We start from the raw sequence: 21059 nt of genomic DNA, 5'->3' as shown, positions 1-21059 counted from the left end.
CAAAATATCCTATGTCACAACCTGTATTATCTTTAAAAAACGTTACCATTTATCAAGAAAATAAAGTGATTTTATCGCAAGTGAATCTTGAAGTAAATCACGGTGAATTCCTTTATATTATTGGAAAAACAGGAACAGGAAAAAGTAGTTTTATGAAAACACTTTATGGAGATTTGCCTTTGACTGAAGGTGAAGGACATATTGTAGAATTTGATTTAAACGGTTTAAAAGATGACGATATTCCTTATTTAAGAAGAAAAATAGGAATTGTATTTCAAGATTTTCAATTGCTTCCTGATAGAAGCGTGAATGACAACATGCTTTTTGTATTGAAAGCAACTGGTTGGACAGATTTAGTTGAAATGCAAAATAAAATTGACGAAGTTTTAGATAAAGTGGGCATGAAAGGTTTTGCAACAAAAATGCCTCACCAACTTTCTGGAGGTGAACAACAACGTGTTGCTATTGCAAGAGCTTTGCTAAACGATCCTGAACTAATTTTAGCAGATGAACCTACAGGAAATCTTGATCCTCAAACAAGTGCAGAAGTGCTTGAAGTATTGAAAAACATTAATGCTAACGGAAAAACCATTATCATGGCAACACACGATTATGCATTGCTTATGAAATTTCCATCAAAAACATTGAAATGTGAAGATGGTTCTATATTTGAAGTGGTTCAAAGAACTGTTTAATGCTTTCCATATTAATTCCTACATATAATTACAATTGTTTTTCATTAGTTGAGGAATTAAAAAATCAAGCTGACCATTTAAGAATTGAATATGAAATTATTGTTCAAGACGATTGTAGTACAGAATTTGTTGAAGAAAATTCAAAAATAAATAATCTTGAGCATTGTTGTCTTCAAACCAACAGCTCAAATTTAGGTAGAACAAGAACACGTCAAATTCTATCGGAAAAAGCGAAATTTGACTGGGTTTTATTATTAGATTCAGATGTTTATCCTACAACAAAAAACTTCCTTTCTAATTATATATCTCATATTAATAACTCTAATTCAGTTGTTATTGGCGGAATAAAATATGAAGACATCGAAGTTTCTATTTCTAAATCATTAAGATATAAATATGGCAAAGAAAGAGAAGAAATTAATTTAAAAAAGAGGAATCAAAAACCTTATAATTATATACTTTCGGCAAATATTTTAATAAAAAAAACAATTTTTGAAAAGTTCAATTATACTGAAAACAATAATTTATATGGTTTAGATATTTATTTTGCTTACCAATTATTTTTAAATAAAATTCCAATACTTCACATTGAAAACGAAGTATATCACAGAGGAATTGAAGACAACGAAGCATTTTTTAAAAAATCACTTAGTGCTGTTGAAACACGAAAAAAAATTCTTGAAAATGAAGTAAATATTGGTGAAGTAAATTCGTTATTGAAGCATTATTTATTTCTAAAAAAATACAAATTAGTTATAATAGTGAAACTACTTTTTAGAGTTTTTGAATCCCTTTTAAAAAAATTAATTTTTAGTAAAAATCCAAGTTTGATGAGTTTAGATTTATATCGTTTGGGCTATTTATGTACGTTAAAAAACTAACTATCAACTTCTTGAAAAAAAGTTTTCCATTTAGTTAAAACATCATCAGAGTTGTACTTTCTTGACAAAAGCATGCTATTTTTCCCAAACTCTTTTCTCAAATCTATATCATCAATCAATTGGATAATTTTATGAGCAAAATCCTCTAAATCATTATCCTTTACCAAAAACCCATTTACATCATTTTCAATCAATGATTTTGGTCCAATAGGACAATCAAAAGCTATAATTGGTAAACCAACACTCATAGCTTCAATTAATACCATTGGCATTCCTTCATCTCTAGAAGTCATTAAATAAATTGAAGATTCAAGATAGCTGTTCAAAATGTTTTTTTCAAAATTTAAAATTCTGACGTTTTTAGATAAATCATTTTTTAAAATAAGTTTATCTAAGTCAAAATAACCCTCTTTTTCAGAATAAAGAAGTAATTCCCAATCTGGATTTTTATCAGTAACTTTTTTCCATATTGGGAACAATCTATCCAAACCTTTTTCGTAGGAATTTCTGGCGATACAGATTACTTTTTTATTTTCACAATAACTAAATTCTTGAGTTTTTATCCAACTACTGTTAGGAATAACCTCATAGTTGTTAATTTCCCATTCGGATTTACTTTCTTCAGACAAAAAAATAGCTTTTGAAAATTTCTTAATTCCTTTTTGACGAAGAAAAACGTGAAGCTTGAAAATTATATTATTAAACGTATTTTTCTTTCTTTCCATTTGAAAATTATACTTCGAGCCATGAATTTCAATATAAACTGGTAAAGTAGTTTTTACAAAATAATTAAATAAAAAACCTTTCAAACCATTGTCTGTAATAACAATACAATCTGGTTTAAAATTTTTTATTACAGTTTCTATTTGCTGTTTGTAAGAATACATAAAACTAAAAATGTTGCCTTTTAATTTTATATCAAAAAGATTTATTTTTTCATTAAAATCGAAAAACAAAGGATTGTTTCCGTCATTTTGAGTTATTATTCCAACTTGATAACCCAAATTAGTAATAAGATAGTTTGTCTTTTCTGAAAGTACTCTTGCCACACCACCTTCATTATTAATTTTTGGAGTTATGTATAAAATTTTCATTTTATATAAGCTAAAAAATCTTGGTAATCTCTGATATAATCATTTTCATCAAAAACTTCAGAAGCTAATACCAAACACACTGAACCTGAAGAAAAATTTTCTAACTCTCTCCAGATATTGGTTTTAATCAACAAACCTTTATTTGGTTTATTTAAAGTAATAATTTGAGTATCAAAACCATCTTTTAGAACTACATCAAAACTTCCCGACAAAGCAATTAGAATTTGATTGAGATTTTTGTGTGCATGACCACCACGTTGGGCAAAACTTGGTACATCATACAAATAATAAACTCTTTTTATCTCAAACGGAATAACATCTTTTTCAATAATTGCTATACTTCCAAATGGGTTTTCAATTTTTGGAATGTCTATAATTTCTACGTTCATTTGCTCAAATCATTAAAAAGTTGCAACCATTGATTACCTATATTTTCGAGAGAAAACCTTTCAACACTTGCTCTTGCATTGCTTTTACAATGTAAATATAAGTCTTTATTTTCAATCATCTCGTTGATAGAATTAATCAATTTCTGTTTATTTTGATTTTCAACTAATATTCCATTTTCATTATTTTGAATTATTTCATTTGGACCAGATTGACAATCGTAAGTAACTACAGGAGTTTGACATGCTAAAGATTCGAGTAAAACTGTTGGAAATCCTTCATTTTTGCTAGTCAAAATTGTAAAAAAAGCCTTTTTGTAGTAAGGGAAAGGATTATTGATTTTACCTAAAAAAACAATCTCACTTTCTAAATTATAAGACTTTACCAATTCCTGATGGCTTTCTTTAAATCTTCCTTCGCCTATTATAATTAACTTTATTTTTTTTATTGGTAAATTAGATTTTGAATAACATTCTATCAAATGGTCAAACTGTTTCACATTAGATTTCATGTTTCCTACAGCAAGAATATAATCAAAATCGATATCAAGTTTTACCGATGATTTTTCATCTATCTCATTAAAATCAATAGGATTGTAAATCGTTTTGGTATTTTTATAACTGTACTCATTTTGAACTTTTGTCTCAATTGATTGTGAAACCGAAATAATTTTATCAAAACTTGAGTAAATATTTCTGGCTAAAAAAGATTTTTTTGGAAAATATAAATGAGTCATAAAACTATGAACCATCTTAATTTTTGGAGCATTATAAATACATTTTGCAATAAAAAACTCCTGCCATTGTCGATTTATTACTCTGGTGTCAATTATAAAATCAAACTTATTTTTGGTAAAAAATTTTCGCAAAACATTAAATCTAAGCAATCTATCGCTCAGCGAAAAAGAATCTTTCTTTAGTTTACCTAAGTTTAAAATCTCTCCTGAATATTGATATTCAATTTTATCAATAACGACAACATGATGAACATTACAATTATTTGCAACAAAAAAATTAGATAAAACCGCCGAACAACGTTCTGCACCACCTTCAGCAAGTTGCTCAGAAACTATGCAAATTCGATATGCTTTTTTTGCTGTGATGGTCAATTTTTTACTTATTTTAGCAACAAATATAAACAAAAGTGAGGATATTATTAATTGGTGAATTCAGTCGTTTGCACAATTCTTTAAAAGAAGGATTGATAGAACTTGGTCACGAAGTTTATATTGTTGGAAATGGTGATGGCTTTAAAAATTATCCTGTTGATTATTCAACAAAAGCATTTTGGTGTGAAACAAAAATAGGCACTTTCATTAGAAAAAGTATTCATAAAATTTTTAAAATTGACATCATTAAAATTGAATTTGGAATCCGATTTTATTTTCATTTAGACAAACTCAAAAACTTTGATATTGTCCAATTAATTAATGAAGCTCCTATTCAAACTCTTCCTTTTTTAGAACGTTTTTTATTGAAAAAAATATTCAAAAACAATAAAAAAATAGTCTTACTCTGTTGTGGCGTTGATTATTTAGTTGCTCAACATTTGATTGAAAAAAAAGAACGCTATTCTATAATGAATCCTTATTTTGAGAAAAGTAAAAACATAAAAGAATATCAATTCATCTTAGACTATTTAAAACCAAGTTCAAAAAAAACGCATGATTTTGTTTATGAAAATATAAATGGCGTCATAGCTTCTGATATTGATTATGTTAATCCGATTAAAAATCAATCAAACTACTTAGGATTAATACCAAATCCAATAAATACCTCTAAAATTGATTTCATTGAAAACAAAATTAATGATACCATTTCAATTTTTCTTGGAATCAATAAAGGAACTTATCACAGCAAAGGAATTGCGTTTTTTGAAAAAACGTTAGAAGTTTTAAAACAAAAGTATCCAGATAAAATTGAAATTATCGTTGCTAAAAATTTGCCATACAACGAATATATTTCTCTATACAATAAAGCCCATATTGTTTTAGATCAGGTATATGCCTTTGATCAAGGTTATAATGCACTTGAAGCTATGGCAAAAGGAAAAGTAGTTTTTACAGGCGCAGAAAAAGAATTTGAAGCATATTATAATCTATCTGAAAAAGTGGCTGTAAATGCTTTACCAAATGTAGATTATTTAGTTGCTGAATTATCTTTTTTAATTGAAAATCCTGATGAAATTATAGCTATTGGGAAGAGAACAAGAACTTTTATTGAAAAGGAACATGATTATTTAAAAGTATCAAAGAAATATTTAATGACATGGGCTATTTAAAAAAAAACAATAGTTATTTTTTACTTTTATTAATTGTAATTCTACTCTATTGCTTAGTTTTAAGTCAATATGGCATGGAAACTTGGGATACAGGATATATGTCGAGTTTTGCGTGGAGAATAGTAAATGGTCAAAATGTATATGAAGATTTTATATATAAATTTCCGCCTGTAACAATTTATTTTCACGCTTTTTTCATGAAAATTCTTCCTGAAACAGGACAGTTTTTTTATTTCAGAATTATTGCCTATTTGAGTTATGTTGCACAAGTTTATTTTTTTATTTCTGGTGCTTATCTAATCTATGACTTGAAAAAAATAAATAAATGGGCGTTAATAATTGTTTGTTTTTTAATATCATGGTTGAACTTTCCGCCTTATCCTTGGCCAACAACTGATGGCTTACTTTTTGCATCAATCGCTTTTTGGATTATCGCAAAAAATAAAAATATTACTTTCATACCTATTTTTTTTATTGCTTTTTTCTCACTTTTATCAGCTTTATCAAAACAATCATTCTATCTATTTCCAATTATAATTTTTGTTTGGATTTATCTTAGACATAACTTTAGAACCGTCTTTTATTACTTATTTAATGTTTCTATTTTACTAGGAATATTTATATTGTTTGTATGTAAAATAACAACTTGGCAAAATTTTATTCAACAAATAAATGGAGAGTTACAGTTAAGAGATTTATACTTTGTTGGTATCCATAATTACATTTTTTTATCAGCAAAATGGTTTATAATTGTTGTTTTAATAATTTCGATTATTGTTTCCTTTTACCTCAAAAAAACAAATCAAACCTTAATCAAATTAGCACCACAACTTAAGAAAATAGCTTTTCTTTTAATGTCAATCGCTATACTTTTATTTTTAATTGGTCAGTTTTTTATAGCATCCTTTATAGCGTTTGACGCAGCTATTATAACAATACTTTATTCTTATTTTGAAAAGAAAAAAACAATAACTTTCTTATTTCCTCTAATAGTTTTAATGAGTATTTCTTGGTCCGTTTCAATAAGCCTTGGTTACCAAACCACATTATTGTTTGCTACAGGAATTATTTTAACTTTTACAACATTAATGGAAAATGAAATTCAATGGAATACAAAAAAATATATTTATGTAGCTTTACCAATCTGTTTAGTTGCTTTTGCTTCAAATAAAAAACCTTACAGAGAAACTTCTATTTTTGAACTTAACTATTCTATGGAAGCCATTTCGCCAAAATTAAAATATATAAAAACTAATAAAAGTACTTTTGAAAAACATTTGGAATTAAAACAATTGATTTCAAAATATGGCGAAAATTTTATTGTAGCACCGAGTATGCCAATGGCAAATTATTTATTCAATTCTAAAAGTGAACTTCCTGGAGATTGGTTGTTAGACCATGAAATCAATAGACAAAGTAAACGATTCATCACGATTTGTTCTGATAAAAAGAATTTTATCTTCATTGAAAAATCATTTGTAAATGGAGAAGATTTTAAAAAATCAACAATTGAAGCAAGTCCTACTGCATGGTTCATTTATAATAAATTCAATAAAATAGATGAAACAAAATATTTTTTAGTTTATAACTCAATAAAAAAGAATGAAAAATTACCTTAAATTAATGCGTGTTGAACAATACATAAAAAATGTTTTTGTTTTTGCTCCGCTTTTTTTTGATAGTCAATTTCAAAATATTGACAACTTAGTAAAAGTTATTTTTACCTTCTTTTGTTTTTGCATTGCATCAAGCAGTATTTACATTTTAAATGATTATTTCGATATTAATGAAGATAGAAATCATCCCCAAAAAAGTTATAGACCAATAGCTTCAGGAAGTATTTCTATAAAAAACGGTTTGTGTTTAATGTTGTTTTTAATGGCTTTAACAATGTTTGCATCATGGATGATTTCTCATGAATTATTTATGGTTATTCATTCATATATCATTTTAAATTTTCTTTATTCTAAATGGTTAAAACATATTGCAATACTTGATGTAAACATTATTGCCATTGGGTTTATACTTAGAATAATTGCAGGTTCAGTTGTAAGTGATGTTGTTCCATCCATTTGGATATTACTTATTACTTACCTTTTGGCATTATTTTTAGGAATTTCAAAAAGAAGAACTGATGTTTTACTTGCTGAAAACGGCAAAGATGTTCGCAAAAATATTGAAGGATATAATTTAGTATTTATAGATACCATACTTGGAATTTTATCATCAATAATAATCGTTTGTTATATTTTTTATTGCATATCTCCAGAAATTCAACTTCACTATCACTCTAATTTATTATACTTATCCATTATTTTTGTTGTGAATGGAATTTTCAGATATTTAAAGTTGGTTTTCGTTGATCAATCAACTTATTCACCAACAAAAATTGTATTAAATGATCGATTTATACAAATTACGATATTAGGATGGCTATTACTAATGAGTTATTTATTATATTTTAGAAATTAAGATGAAAACATTAGTATTAGTTGACTTTGACAAAACACTATACAAGAAAGATAGTTTAATAGAATTCACAAAATTCTACAAAGGAAATTTTTACTTTTTGATAGGTTTTATAAGTTTATTTCCTACGCTGTTCAAATGGAAACTTGGAATGATTTCAAGTGAAGTAACAAAACAAAAATTCATAACTTATTTTTTTAAAGGTGAAGATTATGACTTATTTATAGAAAAAGGAAAAACATTTTCAAATAAAAATATTTCAAAAAATCTCAATACAACCATTTGGAAACAAATAAAAAATCATCAAGAAAATAATGACGAAGTCTATATTGTAACGGCTTCATTTTCTGAATGGATTCTTGATTGGTCAAATAAAAATTCTATTAACATAATAAGTACAAAACTTGAAGTAATCAATAACAAAATTACTGGAAATTTCACTTCTAAAAATTGCAATGGAATTGAAAAAGTAAATCGTATTAAAGAAAAAATTGTGTTGGAAAATTATACGAAAATTTATGTCTATGGAAATGGAAAAGGTGATTTAGAAATGCTGCAATTAAGAAAATAAACTTTTTCTAAAGTAAATACTCAAGGTGATAAAATAGATTGAATAAGTAAAAGCATGAGCCATTACAACTCCTTCAATAGAATATAATTTAATAAAAAACACACTACTACAGTATAAAACTAAAAGCGAAAAAATTTCAGATATTATATATTCTTTAGTGAGTTTTTTTGCAAAAAATTGATACCCTAAAATAATAGATAATGCTTTAAAAACATCTCCTATTAACTGCCAAAAAAACAGTTTTGAAACAGGAAGAAATTCTTTAGTAAAAAGCAACTGAACTATATATTCTTTTAAAAAAAATACAATTATCAACCCAAAAATAAAAAGAGGCATTACGCCTTTATAGTACTTCCAAAAAAGTTTTTTTGTTTCACTATTTGTTTCAGCAACAATCATTTTTGGATAAAAATAAATCCCAATTATTGATGTAATAAATAAAAAATAATAGGAAGAAATTCTTGTAATTGCTTCCCAAAATCCTGCTTCTTGTATTCCAATTTTGTCAATTATAAATGTCCTAATTGCAATCAATACCATTGGTCCAAATACTGCAGAAACCAAAGCCATTAACGAATAGGACGAAATGCTTTTTAAAAAATTAAATTGAAAAGATTTTGTATTAATTTTTTCAAGAATTTTAATTCTCTTATTAAGAAAAAACAATGAAACTAAAAATAAAAGTGATGGAGTAAGTACAATTGATAGTAATGCACCTTCAATTTTAAATTTCCAAATTAACAATCCTGAAACTAATAACCCAATACAATTGCCAATAATATTAATATAAATAACCTTCTTGTATTCATCAAATCCATTGATTGTGGCTACTAGAAAAATATTCCCAATATAAAAGGGCAAGGCTAAAGCAAGAAATTTAAAAATAAATGAGTAATGAAATTCACTACCAAATATTAGGTCATTAAAATAATTAGAGAAAAAAAACAAAAATAAACCTAATATAAAACATGAAATAAAAACCGAAAAAAAAATAGTTGATAACGTGCTCTTTAATTTTTCGTCATCGCTTTTATGTTCTGCAACATATTTAACGATACCATTTTCAAATCCTAATGTCCCAAAAGATTGCACTGTAGTAAGAAAATTTCTCAAGTTTCCCACTAAAGCCATTCCACTTGGTCCAACAAAAACAGCAATTATTTTAGAGGTAATAAATCCAATTGAGATTTTAATTAAAATACTAACTCCATTCAAAGATGTTGCTTTAAATAATGGTTTGGATAGTATTTCAGTTATAAACTTCAATTAATATCTATTTAAAATTTCAATTACAAAACTGACCTCATCATTTGTCAAAGTAGGACTCATTGGTAAACTCAAAACTTCATCATGAATTTTTTCTGTTATGGGAAAGGATAGATTATTCCAACTTGATAATGCTTTTTGCTTGTGTGGCGCAATTGGGTAATGAATCACCGTTTCAATGTTATTTTTCAATAAATAATCTTGCAATTCTTGACGATTTTTAGTTCTAATAACAAACAAATGAAATACATGGTTGTCTATTGAATCAACCCTAGGCAACACAATCTTAATGTTTTTTATTTCAGATAAATAACGTTTTGCTATAACACGTCTTTGATTGTTATCAGAATCTAAATTAGGCAGTTTTTCATTCAAAAAAGCAGCTTGAATTTCATCTAAACGCGAATTTATTCCAAGCAATTCATTATGATATTTTTTTTCTGAACCATAATTTCTCAGAGAAAAAATGACTTTTGCAAGTTCATCATCATTAGTTGTAATAGCTCCACCATCTCCAAGTGCTCCAAGATTTTTGCTTGGATAAAAGCTGTACGCTGATGAGTTACGGGTTGCAAGTTTCAGGTTGCGGGTTTCTGAACACTGAATACTGGATACTGAATACTGAACACCATGCGCTTGAGCTGCATCTTCAATTACAACTAAATCATGTTTTATCGCAATGTCATTAATTGCATCCATTTCACACAATTGACCATATAAATGAACTAGTAAAATGGCTTTAGTCTTTGAGCTAATTTTTTCTTCTATTAAATTAGGATTAATGTTATAGGTTTCAATATTAGGTTCTACTAAAACTGGAACTAAATCTACTTGCAAAATGGCTAAAATAGTAGCAATATAAGTATTTGCAGGAACGATAACCTCATCACCTTTTTGAAGTGTTCCAAGTTCTATATATCCTTTTAAAATCAAGATTAAAGCATCTAAACCATTTCCTACACCAATGCAATGTTTAGTGCCACAGTAGTTAGCAAAATTGGTTTCAAATGTTTTTACTTCATCACCTAAAATAAACCATCCTTTATCTAAAACCAACTTCAATTTTTCTTGAAATTGCTCTTGATATTGGGCATTTATCTTCTGTAAATCGAGGAATTTAATCATATTAAAACCGATTCTAATAATTTATAATTTTTAATTTCCACTTCATAGAAACTTTGCGTAACTGTTTTAGCTCCAAAAGATTCCTTCCAAAAAAGTAATCCTTCATTAATTTTGGTTCCTTGTTGTTCATTGGAAATTCCAAAATCAAAAACATTTTTATCTTTAAAAACTTCTGTAATTAAATGATGATAAAGATAATCTAAACTTCCTAATTCGTTTTTTTGTAAATTTCCTGAAATATATTGCGGATGCGCCACTTTATCCGTTATAAAAACTGTTGTTCCTGCTACAATTTTTCCATCATGATAAACATTAAAATGACGAATATTTTCTGGAAAACGAGTTTGTAATAATTTAATTTCTTCAACAGTATGAACCGGTTTTACTTGGTGTTTTTTATCCAAATTAGGAATTAAAATTTCATTCCAAAATAATTCAAAATTCAACTCTTCTTTAATTACCAAACCGTTTTTTTTACCTCGACGAATACTTTCTTTTCGAGTTTTTGTAATGAAATAAGGTTTTGATAAATCAATAACTGACAATGAATCTTTTCGAACTAATTTTGAATTTAAAATGAAAAGACAATAATCTAATTCATCAGAAAAATTATCACAATAAAAACCAGGTATTTCTTTAATTGTCAAAGTTTTAAGATCTTTTTCATTCAAGAACTCTAAAACACTATGGAATAATGAAATTGTAGTACTTAATTTTGCTTTTTGACCTAAAATCAAACCACCATAAGTCAATCCTTGATGCGAAAAAAGTGCATCTCCTACTCTGTTTGCTGGTAAAACTGAAACAAGTTTTTCTTCATCAAAAACCATCAAAGAATAATCCTGAAATCTATCAGAATGATAGTCCATAAAATTTCTATGGAACAAAAAGGTAGCATTTTTTGCAACACTTATAAAAGCATTCCAAACATCAAAATCACTAGCTTGATAAAGTCTGACTTGGTATTTTTTCACAATGAATTTTAAAACTTTGGAAAATTACGGAATTATTTAATATCATAAAGCAATTTAAAAAATACTTCCATTTAAAAATAAATGCTTAATTTTAAACCTCAAATAATTGATTTGCAGGTGAGGTTAAAACTACATTTCTTCATTTTTAGTATGATACTGTTGACATTTTGTTCAAATTACGGACAAAATGTTTCATTATACAATCAATTCAATGGAAGATATGATTTTACTTTTATCGGAAACACCATGAATGTTGCTGAAAATGGTGCCTTTGATCCTTGTTTAATTTTAACAAGTTCTGCTGCAAATTACACCATGAGTTCAGGTGATATCGTTGAAAGCGCTTATCTCTATTGGGCAGGTTCAGGAACTGGCGATTTTAATGTAAACTTAAACGGAAATCCTATCGTTGCCGAAAGAAACTTTGCGCTGACTTTAGCAAGTTCAGGAATGCCTTTTTTTAGTGCTTTTGCCAATGTTACCTCCATTGTTCAAGCAACAGGAAGTGGAACTTACACACTTTCTGACTTAGATGTTTCAAGTTTTTTAAATACTACAAACTATTGTAATAACGGAACCAATTTTGCTGGTTGGGCAATTGTAATTGTATACAAAAATGATGCTTTACCATTAAACCAACTGAATGTTTATGATGGTTTACAAAATGTTCCAAGTGTTTTAACCATCAATTTAAATAGTTTGAATGTTATTGATAATGAAGATGCAAAAATTGGTTTTGTAGCTTGGGAAGGCGATCGAAATATTGCTGTAAACGAATCACTTTCAATCAATGGAAATATCATTAGTAATCCACCATTAAATCCTTCCAACAATGCATTTAATGGCACAAATAGTATAACAGGAAGTACAACGTTATACAATATGGATTTGGATATTTATAATATTGAAAATAACATTAATATTGGTGATACTTCTGCATTAATTCAGCTTACTTCAGGTCAAGATTTTGTGATGATTAATACCGTTGTAACAAAATTAAATAGTCAATTACCTGATGCCACAATAACTATTGACAACGCCATTCAAGAATGTAATTCTAAAATCATTACTGTTGAATTTACAGTATATAACAATCTGAGTACTAACGAACTTACTGCTGGAATTCCAATTGCAATTTATGTTAATGGTGAATATTATGAATATTCCGAAACCACTTTACCAATTCCGATAGATGGAAGTTGGAGTAGCCAAATTTCAATTGAACTTCCTGATGATTTCACAGAAGGAACTTTACTTTTTAGCGTTGATAATGACGGAACGGGAATTGGCATTGCAACAGAATTGAATGAATTTAATAACTCTGCTGAAACGTATATCATTTTAAATAGTTCGCCATCATTCAATACACTTGAACCATTAATTGCATGCAACCAAGGTTTAACAAGTGGCACGTTTGACTTTTTGAATTATGATGAATTAGTTTTGGCAAATGAAACCGATACTTTTGAAGGTTTTTACGAATCCTATGAAGATGCAGAAAACCAATCCAATCAAATTTTAGAAACAACAAATTATGTTGCAACTTCAACTCCAAAAGAAATTTTCATTCGAGTTGAAAACGAAAATTGCTATAGCATAACTTCCTTTTTATTGACAACAAAAAATTGTCCACCAACGGTTTACAACTATATTTCAGCAAATGATGACCCATACAATGAAACTTTTTTTATAAAAGGATTGCGCGATATTTTTGTCAATTTTAAAATAGAAATATACAATCGTTGGGGAAGAATGATTTGGAAAGGAACAAATAACGATGCCGATTGGAGTGGTTTTTCTAATAAAGGATTCAAACTTGATGATAGTAATTCACCAAAAGGAACTTACTTTTATATACTTTATTTGAATGATGTAGATTATCCTGAACCAATTTATGGTTATTTGTATTTCACAAAATAATTACCTTTGTACCTTTACAAAAAAATAATCATTTGAAACAAATCACTTCCATACAAAATCCCTTTATAAAATCGTTAGTTCAACTTCAAGAAAAAGCTAAATCCCGAAAACAATCAGGTACTTTTTTAATTGAAGGAAAACGTGAAATTGAACTTGCCATCAAAGGAAACTATGAGCTTGAAACAATTTTATTTTTACCCGAATTAATTGCTGAAAATGACTTAAATAAACTTTTTGTCATACCGAGCGCAGTCGAGGTAACTCGAATTGAACTCATCGAAATAAACAAAGAAGTATATCAAAAATTAGCTTATCGAGATACAACCGAAGGAATAATTGCTATTGCTAAAACAAAATCGTTACAATTATCAGATTTAAAATTACCTAAAAATCCTTTGATTCTTGTAATGGAATCTATTGAAAAACCGGGAAACATTGGAGCAATGCTACGAACATGTGATGCTGCAAAAGTGGATGCCGTAATTTTAGCTAATCCAAAAACCGATTTATATAATCCAAATATTGTGCGTTCAAGCGTAGGTTGTTTGTTTACTAATCAAATTGCTTCAGGAACAACTGATGAAGTTATTGCATTTTTAAAACAAAACAACATCAATATATATGGTGCAACGTTGCAAAACTCAAATGCTTATCACGAAATAAATTATACAACTCCAACAGCTTTAATCGTGGGTACAGAAGCGACAGGTTTAACACAAGCTTGGCGCGACAACGCAACTCAAAACATAATAATTCCAATGCAAGGCGAAATCGATTCGATGAATGTTTCAGTAGCTTCGGCAATATTAATTTTTGAAGCCAAAAGACAACGAGGATTTTAGGAAGATGGAAGATGGAAGATGGAAGATGGAAGATGGAAGATGGAAGATGGAAGTTGGAAGATGGAAGTTGGAAGATGGAAGTTGGAAGTTGGAAGACTGAGTTAATATTTAATTATAAACAACATACAATATACAATTATACAATTTCAAAAATATGAACTACAAAATAATTTTAGTTTTCTTACTAACAAGTCTTAGTTTAAATGCACAAATTACAGAACCACAACTTGATTCTCTAGTCGAAAAGACACTTACCACTTTCAATGTTCCTGGAATTGCAGTTGCTATTGTAAAAGATGGAAAAGTGGTCATTTCTAAAGGTTATGGCGTTGCAAACATCAAAACAAAAAAGAAAGTTGACGGTAATACTCTTTTCGGGATTGCTTCTAATAGTAAGGCATTTACATCGGCAGCTTTAGCAATGCTAGTAGATGAAAAAAAAATAAATTGGGATGACAAAGTCATTAAATACCTTCCGGAATTTAAAATGTATAATGATTATGTTACCAATGAGTTTACCATTCGTGATTTACTAACACACAGAAGCGGACTCGGACTTGGTGCAGGCGATTTAATGATTTGGCCTGATGGTCATGATTTTACACCTAAAGATATTGTTAGAAATATTCAATATTTGAAACCTGTTTCAGGATTTAGAGCAAAATATGATTATGATAATTTATTATATGTTATTGCTGGTGAAGTCATTGAAAAAGTTTCGGGTAAATCATGGTGTGATTTTATTGACGAACGCATTCTAAAACCATTGCAAATGAATAATTCTGCAACCAACTGGAATCGATTAAAAGACACAACAAACACCATTGTTCCTCATGTTCCAACGGATGGAAAATTAGAAATCATTCCACGTTATAAAAACTCAATTTTTGATGCTGCTGCCGGAATTTATTCAAGTACGAATGACTTGTCAAAATGGGTGATTGCTCAATTAAATAATGGAAAATACGGCGATAATCAATCGCTTTTCAGTGAGAGACAACACAAAGAAATGTGGACATCACAAACTATTTTACCTAATAGAGAAGGAAAACCTTATTCATGCAATTTTTCTGCTTATGGTTTAGGTTGGCGATTGAATGATTTGAACGGACATTTACAAGTTTCGCATACTGGTGGTTTAGATGGAATTGTAACACAAACCATTATGATTCCTGACCTTCAGCTTGGAATTATTGTATTAACAAATCAGCAAAATGGTGCCGCTTTTAATACCATTTCAAACACAATAAAAGACAGTTATCTTGGTTTACCCTATTTTGATCATTTGGAAAATTTATCAAAAAACAGAAAAGAACAAGAAGAAGATGCAGACAAAGTAACCGATGAAGTATGGGAAACAGTTACTAAAAATATACCCTTAAATTATATCAAAAATAATGCTTCAAAATTTGTTGGAACCTACAAAGACAATTGGTTTGGAGAAGTAACCATAACAGAAAAAAAAGGAAAACTTTACTTTGCTTCCACTCGTTCTAAAAGATTAGTAGGTGAAATTTTCTATTACAAAGACAATTCTTTTGCTGTGAAATGGAACATTAGAAGTTTTCATGCCGATGCCTTTATAAATTTTGATGTAAATGAAAACGGAACGATAAACCATTTCAAAATGGATGCTATTTCACCCATGACCGATTTCAGTTATGACTTTCAAGATTTAGATTTTGAAAGAGTGAAATAAAATTACGGATTATCACACTGAGAAGTTTATACTGTGCGAAGTCTAAGTACAGTCGAAGTCTAAATTCCAAATTCTAATCAATTTCTGTTAGAATTTGGAATTTTTTTATTGTAATTTCAATAATATTTCCTATTTTTAGCTAATTGAAGAATTTGCTATGACAGAAATTGAATTAGAAGAAGAAAAAAAAGCATTAGCACGCGAATACAAAGAATTACTTCGTATTAGTTATCAAACACTTACACCTGAAGACAAAAAAATCATCAGAAAAGCATTTGATGTAGCTGTTGATGCCCACAAAGATCAAAGACGTAAATCAGGCGAGGCATATATTTTTCATCCCATAGGTGTTGCTAAAATTGTAGCTTCACAAATTGGGCTTGGAGCAACAAGTATTGCCGCAGCTTTAATGCACGATGTTGTTGAAGATACTGACATTACTGTAGAAGATATTGAAAAAATGTTCAATCCTAAAATTGCTCAAATTGTGGCAGGATTGACAAAAATATCGCAGGTAAAAAAAGACATGAACATTTCGATGCAAGCGGAAAATTTCCGTAAAATGCTATTGACTTTAAATGATGATGTTCGTGTAATTTTAATAAAAATTGCTGATAGATTGCACAATATGCAAACTATGGATTCCATGCCAGATTATAAACAAGTTAAAATTGCATCGGAAACCTTATACATTTACGCACCACTTGCCCATCGTTTAGGATTATACAACATTAAGACGGAACTTGAAGATTTAGGGCTAAAATATACTGAACCTGAAATTTACAAAGATATTGTTAGTAAAATAAAAGAAACTAAAGAAGAACAAGATGAATACATCAAACTAGTTTCTGGTGTTTTAAAAAAATCATTAGATGAAGAAGGCGTTGATTATGTAATTAAAGGTCGTCCAAAATCTATTTACTCTATTCGTAGAAAAATGTTGGCACAAAATGTAAGCTTTGATGAAGTTTACGACAAATTTGCACTACGAATTATCTATAAATCAAACATGCATGATGAAAAATTTCTTGCATGGAAAATATATTCCTTGATTACAGATCATTATCGTCCTAGTCCAAGTCGTTTGCGCGATTGGATTTCATCGCCAAAATCATCAGGATATGAAGCACTTCATATTACGGTTATGGGACCAAAAGGTCGTTGGGTAGAAATTCAAGTTCGAAGCGAACGTATGGATGAAATTGCCGAAAAAGGATATGCTGCACATTACAAATACAAACAAGGTGCAACTGAAGAAAATGGCTTGGATGTATGGTTAAATCTTCTAAAAGAAGCATTAGAAAATTCAGAAACTAATGCGGTTGATTTTGTAGAAGATTTTAAAATGAATTTGTACGCCAAAGAAATCTTTGTTTTCACACCAAAAGGAGAAATTAAATCACTGCCAAAAGGTGCTACTTCACTCGATTTTGCATTTAGTATTCACTCAGAAATTGGAATTAAAACAAGAGGAACGCGCGTTAACGGAAAATTAGTTCCTTTAAATTATGAACTGAAAAGTGGAGACCAAATAGAAATTATTACTTCTGTAAATCAAAAACCAACAATCAACTGGTTAGACTATGTAACTACTTCGAGAGCAAAAACTAAAATTAGAAATGTTCTAAATGAAAATACTAAGAAAATTGCAGAAGAAGGAAAAGAATTACTAACAAGGAAACTTAAACATTTAAAAATTACTTTAAATGAAACCGTTGTAAATGAATTGGTGAATTTCTTCAAACTGAAAACGAGTTTGGATTTGTTCTATCGTGTAGGAATTGGTTCTATTGAAAATCAACAATTGAAGGATTATGCTGCTCAAAAAAGCAATACGTTAATCAATTTTTTCAAAAATAAAATTAAGCGTACGCCAAATTCAAATCCCGATGAAATTCACAAACAAGAACTCAGTAATAATTACGATTTATTAGTTTTTGGAAAAGAGCAAGACCGATTAGATTATAAACTTTCAACATGTTGTAATCCTATTCCAGGTGATGAAGTTTTTGGTTTTGTAACCATAAATGAAGGCATTAAAGTCCATAAAAAAGACTGCCCTAACGCCATTGCATTGCAATCTAATTACGCTTATCGCATTATGCAAGCTAAATGGATTGACTCCTCACAACAAGAATTTAAAGCTATTTTAAAAATTACCGGAATGGATACTTTAGGATTAACCAATGAATTAACGAAAGTAATTTCTAATCAAATGCATGTGAACATACAAAGTATTTCATTAAGTGGTGAAGCAGGAATATTTAATGGTCAAGTAACTGTTGTGGTTCAGAACAATACTATTTTGAAAAAACTAATCGACAACATTAAGAAAATTGATGGAATTGATAAGGTTTCAAGAGTCAATAAAAATTAACATTATTAACATCGGTTTATAACTTTAAACAGTTAAACTTTTAAATTTTTAAACTAAAAATTTATCTTTGCAAGATATGACACAAATAGCATCAGATAATACTAAAAATCAAGAAACCGTAAAGAACGTTTTTACGGCTTATCTTGAAAACAAAGGACATCGTAAAACGCCTGAACGCTACGCAATTCTTCAAGAGATTTATAACAGTCAAGAGCATTTTGATATTGAAAATTTATATATCAAAATGAAAAACAAAAACTACAGAGTTTCTCGTGCAACACTTTATAATACTATCGAATTACTTTTAGATTGCGGATTGGTAAGAAAACACCAGTTTGGTCAAAATCAAGCGCATTATGAAAAGTCATATTTTGATAAACAACACGATCATATCATTATGACTGATAGTGGTGAAGTTATTGAATTTTGCGATCCAAGAATTCAAACCATAAAACAAACTATGGAAGATATATTTGGAGTTGAAATTCACAACCACTCTTTATACTTTTATGCCACCAAAAAATCAGACGTGGGAAATTAAAAGTAAAAAACAAACACAACTAACTACAAACAATAAACAACAAAAAAATGACCGTAGATTTACTACTCGGATTACAATGGGGTGACGAAGGAAAAGGAAAAATCGTTGACGTACTTACCTCTAAATACGATATTATTGCTCGTTTTCAAGGCGGACCAAATGCAGGACACACTTTAGAATTTGACGGAATTAAACACGTTTTAAGAACCATTCCTTCTGGAATATTTCATGAAAATAATATCAATATTATTGGAAATGGTGTCGTTATCGATCCTGTAGTTTTCAAAAGTGAAATCGATGGTTTGGCAAAATTCAATTTGGATATAAAATCTAAATTAATCATTTCAAGAAAAGCACATTTAATTCTTCCAACACATAGATTACTTGATGCTGCTTCTGAAGCTTCTAAAGGTAAAGCAAAAATTGGTTCTACTTTAAAAGGAATTGGACCAACTTACATGGATAAAACCGGTAGAAACGGAATCCGTGTTGGTGATATCGAATTAGACGATTTTAAAGAACGATACAGAGCATTGGCAAATAAGCATGAAGAAATGATTAAATTCTACAATGTTGCCATACAATATAATTTACCTGAATTAGAAAAAGAATTCTTTGAAGCTATTGAAGATTTGAAGAAATTAGATTTTATAGACAGTGAAGAATATTTAGCACAAGCACAAAAAGCTGGAAAATCAATTCTTTGCGAAGGCGCACAAGGTTCATTATTAGATGTAGATTTTGGAACATATCCTTTTGTAACCTCATCAAATACTACAGCAGCTGGAGCTTGTACAGGTTTAGGAATTGCTCCAAATAAAATCAAAGAAGTTTTCGGAATTTTCAAAGCTTATACTACTCGTGTAGGTTCTGGACCATTTCCTACAGAAGATTTTGGTGATGCTGGCGATGTTATGGCGAGTATTGGAAACGAATTTGGCTCAGTAACCGGAAGAAAAAGACGTTGCGGTTGGTTGGATTTAGTTGCTTTGAAATATGCCATTCAAGTAAATGGTGTAACACAATTAATGATGATGAAAGGCGATGTTTTATCAGGATTTGAAACTTTAAAAGTTTGCACTTCTTATAATTATAAAGGAGAAATTATCCAACATTTACCTTACAATATTGAAGAAGAAAACGTAACACCAGTTTACACCGAATTCAAAGGATGGCAAGCCGACTTAACTGGTTTAACAACCTTTGATAGTTTACCGAAAGAACTAAAAGACTACATCGAGTTTATAGAAAAAGAAGTCGAAGTTCCTATAAAAATAGTGTCTGTTGGACCAGATAGAAAACAGACGATTTTGAAGTAATAAATAGAAATCCCAAATTTTAAGTTTGGGATTTTTTTTATCTAATTTATTTGAAAATGATTTAACTTCGTTCTAATTAATTTTTCAATTATAATTTAATGAGAAAATTGCTCTTGCTGACATTAGTATTATTTGTATCAAACCTAATAAACTCTCAAAATACAATTTCATCAGAAGTTAAGATGAAAGAAAAAGGAGAAAACTATTTAGTTGTAGCTAATGATAAAATGAACGAAAACATGATTGCTGAAGGAGATGAAGCTAAGCAAAAAGCGCATGAAATTTTTTCACAATTAGTATTAGAGTATCCAAAATCTGAGAGTTATACTTATTATTTATTTACAAAAGGTATAACATCATCTAATAAAACAGAAGCAAGAAAATGTTTTGAAGAAGTCATTAGATTAAATAATTGGCAATATTATACAAGAAAATCTTATATGAATTTAGTTTATGATGCCATTGAAGAAAAAGACTTTGAAAACGGTTTAAAATATTTAGAAGAAATAAAAAAAATGAATAAGCCAACTTTTAATTGCGGAGTCGAAAGAGAAACATATGAAGCTCAAATAAAGTATCTCTATCAAGCATGCGAAACTGAGTTAAAAAAATAAACATT

The 21059-nt window shown here is 28.8% G+C and carries 19 protein-coding genes; 13 read left to right on the top strand and 6 right to left on the bottom strand.

Translation table 11 applies throughout. From position 1 onward, the window contains the following. Positions 1-11: 11 nt before the first annotated feature. Together Q0049_RS04040 and Q0049_RS04035 are read left to right on the top strand one after the other, a co-directional pair. Positions 12-695, top strand: coding sequence for a cell division ATP-binding protein FtsE (locus Q0049_RS04040; RefSeq protein ID WP_298116829.1), 684 nt, complete (start codon positions 12-14; stop codon positions 693-695). Then, the gene (locus Q0049_RS04035) at positions 695-1576 is read left to right on the top strand and encodes a glycosyltransferase (RefSeq protein ID WP_298116828.1); all 882 of its coding nucleotides are present in this window, start codon (positions 695-697) and stop codon (positions 1574-1576) included. Before Q0049_RS04040 ends, Q0049_RS04035 begins: the two co-directional genes overlap by 1 nt. Here Q0049_RS04035 and Q0049_RS04030 read toward each other — a convergent pair. Genes Q0049_RS04030 through Q0049_RS04020 form a run of 3 tightly spaced genes read right to left on the bottom strand, consistent with a single transcriptional unit; the run spans position 1573 to position 4165 of the window. Next, positions 1573-2670 carry a glycosyltransferase gene (locus Q0049_RS04030; protein ID WP_298116826.1) on the bottom strand — a complete coding sequence of 366 codons (1098 nt, stop codon included), beginning with the start codon at positions 2668-2670 and terminating at the stop codon, positions 1573-1575. The two genes, Q0049_RS04035 and Q0049_RS04030, sit on opposite strands and share 4 nt — an antisense overlap. After that, positions 2667-3059 (bottom strand): FdtA/QdtA family cupin domain-containing protein, encoded by a 393-nt coding sequence (locus Q0049_RS04025; RefSeq protein ID WP_298116824.1) that lies wholly within the window; start codon positions 3057-3059, stop codon positions 2667-2669. The genes Q0049_RS04030 and Q0049_RS04025 overlap by 4 nt, the downstream gene beginning before the upstream one ends. After that, a complete protein-coding gene (locus Q0049_RS04020; protein ID WP_298116822.1) occupies positions 3056-4165 on the bottom strand; it encodes a glycosyltransferase in 1110 nt (369 codons plus the stop codon). Before Q0049_RS04020 ends, Q0049_RS04025 begins: the two co-directional genes overlap by 4 nt. Positions 4166-4200: 35 nt before the next feature. On the opposite strand from Q0049_RS04020, the gene Q0049_RS04015 reads away from it, so the two are divergent. From Q0049_RS04015 to Q0049_RS04000, 4 genes are read left to right on the top strand one after another with little or no spacing between them, the layout of a single operon-like run. Beyond that, positions 4201-5337 carry a glycosyltransferase gene (locus Q0049_RS04015; RefSeq protein WP_298116820.1) on the top strand — a complete coding sequence of 379 codons (1137 nt, stop codon included), beginning with the start codon at positions 4201-4203 and terminating at the stop codon, positions 5335-5337. Continuing rightward, entirely contained in the window at positions 5325-6956 is a 1632-nt protein-coding gene (locus Q0049_RS04010; protein ID WP_298116818.1) for a hypothetical protein, read from the top strand. The genes Q0049_RS04015 and Q0049_RS04010 overlap by 13 nt, the downstream gene beginning before the upstream one ends. Next, positions 6940-7809, top strand: a complete 870-nt coding sequence (locus tag Q0049_RS04005; RefSeq protein ID WP_298116816.1) for a decaprenyl-phosphate phosphoribosyltransferase — start codon at positions 6940-6942, stop codon at positions 7807-7809. The genes Q0049_RS04010 and Q0049_RS04005 overlap by 17 nt, the downstream gene beginning before the upstream one ends. A 1-nt stretch (position 7810) precedes the next feature. Next, on the top strand, positions 7811-8377 hold the full coding sequence (locus tag Q0049_RS04000) for an HAD family hydrolase (RefSeq protein ID WP_298116814.1): 567 nt from the start codon (positions 7811-7813) through the stop codon (positions 8375-8377). Here Q0049_RS04000 and Q0049_RS03995 read toward each other — a convergent pair. The 3 genes from Q0049_RS03995 to Q0049_RS03985 are packed head-to-tail and all read right to left on the bottom strand — an operon-like array spanning position 8366 to position 11742. Next, positions 8366-9643: an O-antigen translocase gene (locus tag Q0049_RS03995; RefSeq protein WP_298116812.1), complete on the bottom strand. Its 1278-nt coding sequence runs from the start codon at positions 9641-9643 to the stop codon at positions 8366-8368. The genes Q0049_RS04000 and Q0049_RS03995 overlap by 12 nt on opposite strands. Next, positions 9644-10768, bottom strand: a complete 1125-nt coding sequence (locus Q0049_RS03990; protein ID WP_298116810.1) for a DegT/DnrJ/EryC1/StrS aminotransferase family protein — start codon at positions 10766-10768, stop codon at positions 9644-9646. It lies immediately after the preceding gene. Beyond that, entirely contained in the window at positions 10765-11742 is a 978-nt protein-coding gene (locus tag Q0049_RS03985) for a GNAT family N-acetyltransferase (RefSeq protein WP_298116808.1), read from the bottom strand. Before Q0049_RS03985 ends, Q0049_RS03990 begins: the two co-directional genes overlap by 4 nt. 150 nt (positions 11743-11892) lie before the next feature. Here Q0049_RS03985 and Q0049_RS03980 point away from each other — a divergent pair, with 150 nt between their 5' ends. From Q0049_RS03980 to Q0049_RS03950, 7 genes are all read left to right on the top strand, one after another. Then, a complete protein-coding gene (locus tag Q0049_RS03980; protein ID WP_298116806.1) occupies positions 11893-13662 on the top strand; it encodes a gliding motility-associated C-terminal domain-containing protein in 1770 nt (589 codons plus the stop codon). A gap of 32 nt (positions 13663-13694) precedes the next feature. Next, entirely contained in the window at positions 13695-14504 is an 810-nt protein-coding gene (locus tag Q0049_RS03975; protein ID WP_298116804.1) for an RNA methyltransferase, read from the top strand. Between the two features lie 154 nt (positions 14505-14658). After that, positions 14659-16203 carry a serine hydrolase gene (locus Q0049_RS03970; protein WP_298116802.1) on the top strand — a complete coding sequence of 515 codons (1545 nt, stop codon included), beginning with the start codon at positions 14659-14661 and terminating at the stop codon, positions 16201-16203. Positions 16204-16360: 157 nt separating this feature from the next. Next, positions 16361-18580 carry a RelA/SpoT family protein gene (locus Q0049_RS03965; RefSeq protein WP_298116800.1) on the top strand — a complete coding sequence of 740 codons (2220 nt, stop codon included), beginning with the start codon at positions 16361-16363 and terminating at the stop codon, positions 18578-18580. Between the two features lie 76 nt (positions 18581-18656). Continuing rightward, entirely contained in the window at positions 18657-19121 is a 465-nt protein-coding gene (locus tag Q0049_RS03960) for a Fur family transcriptional regulator (protein WP_298116798.1), read from the top strand. A gap of 47 nt (positions 19122-19168) precedes the next feature. After that, the gene (locus Q0049_RS03955) at positions 19169-20440 is read left to right on the top strand and encodes an adenylosuccinate synthase (RefSeq protein ID WP_298116796.1); all 1272 of its coding nucleotides are present in this window, start codon (positions 19169-19171) and stop codon (positions 20438-20440) included. Between the two features lie 98 nt (positions 20441-20538). Beyond that, entirely contained in the window at positions 20539-21054 is a 516-nt protein-coding gene (locus Q0049_RS03950; protein WP_298116794.1) for a hypothetical protein, read from the top strand. The last annotated feature ends 5 nt before the right edge of the window (positions 21055-21059 follow it).

The organism is Flavobacterium sp., assembly GCF_027484205.1.
Taxonomy (GTDB): domain Bacteria; phylum Bacteroidota; class Bacteroidia; order Flavobacteriales; family Flavobacteriaceae; genus Flavobacterium.
The sequence above is the reverse complement of the archived record's forward strand: the minus strand, read 5'-3'. Positions and strand labels throughout refer to the sequence as shown.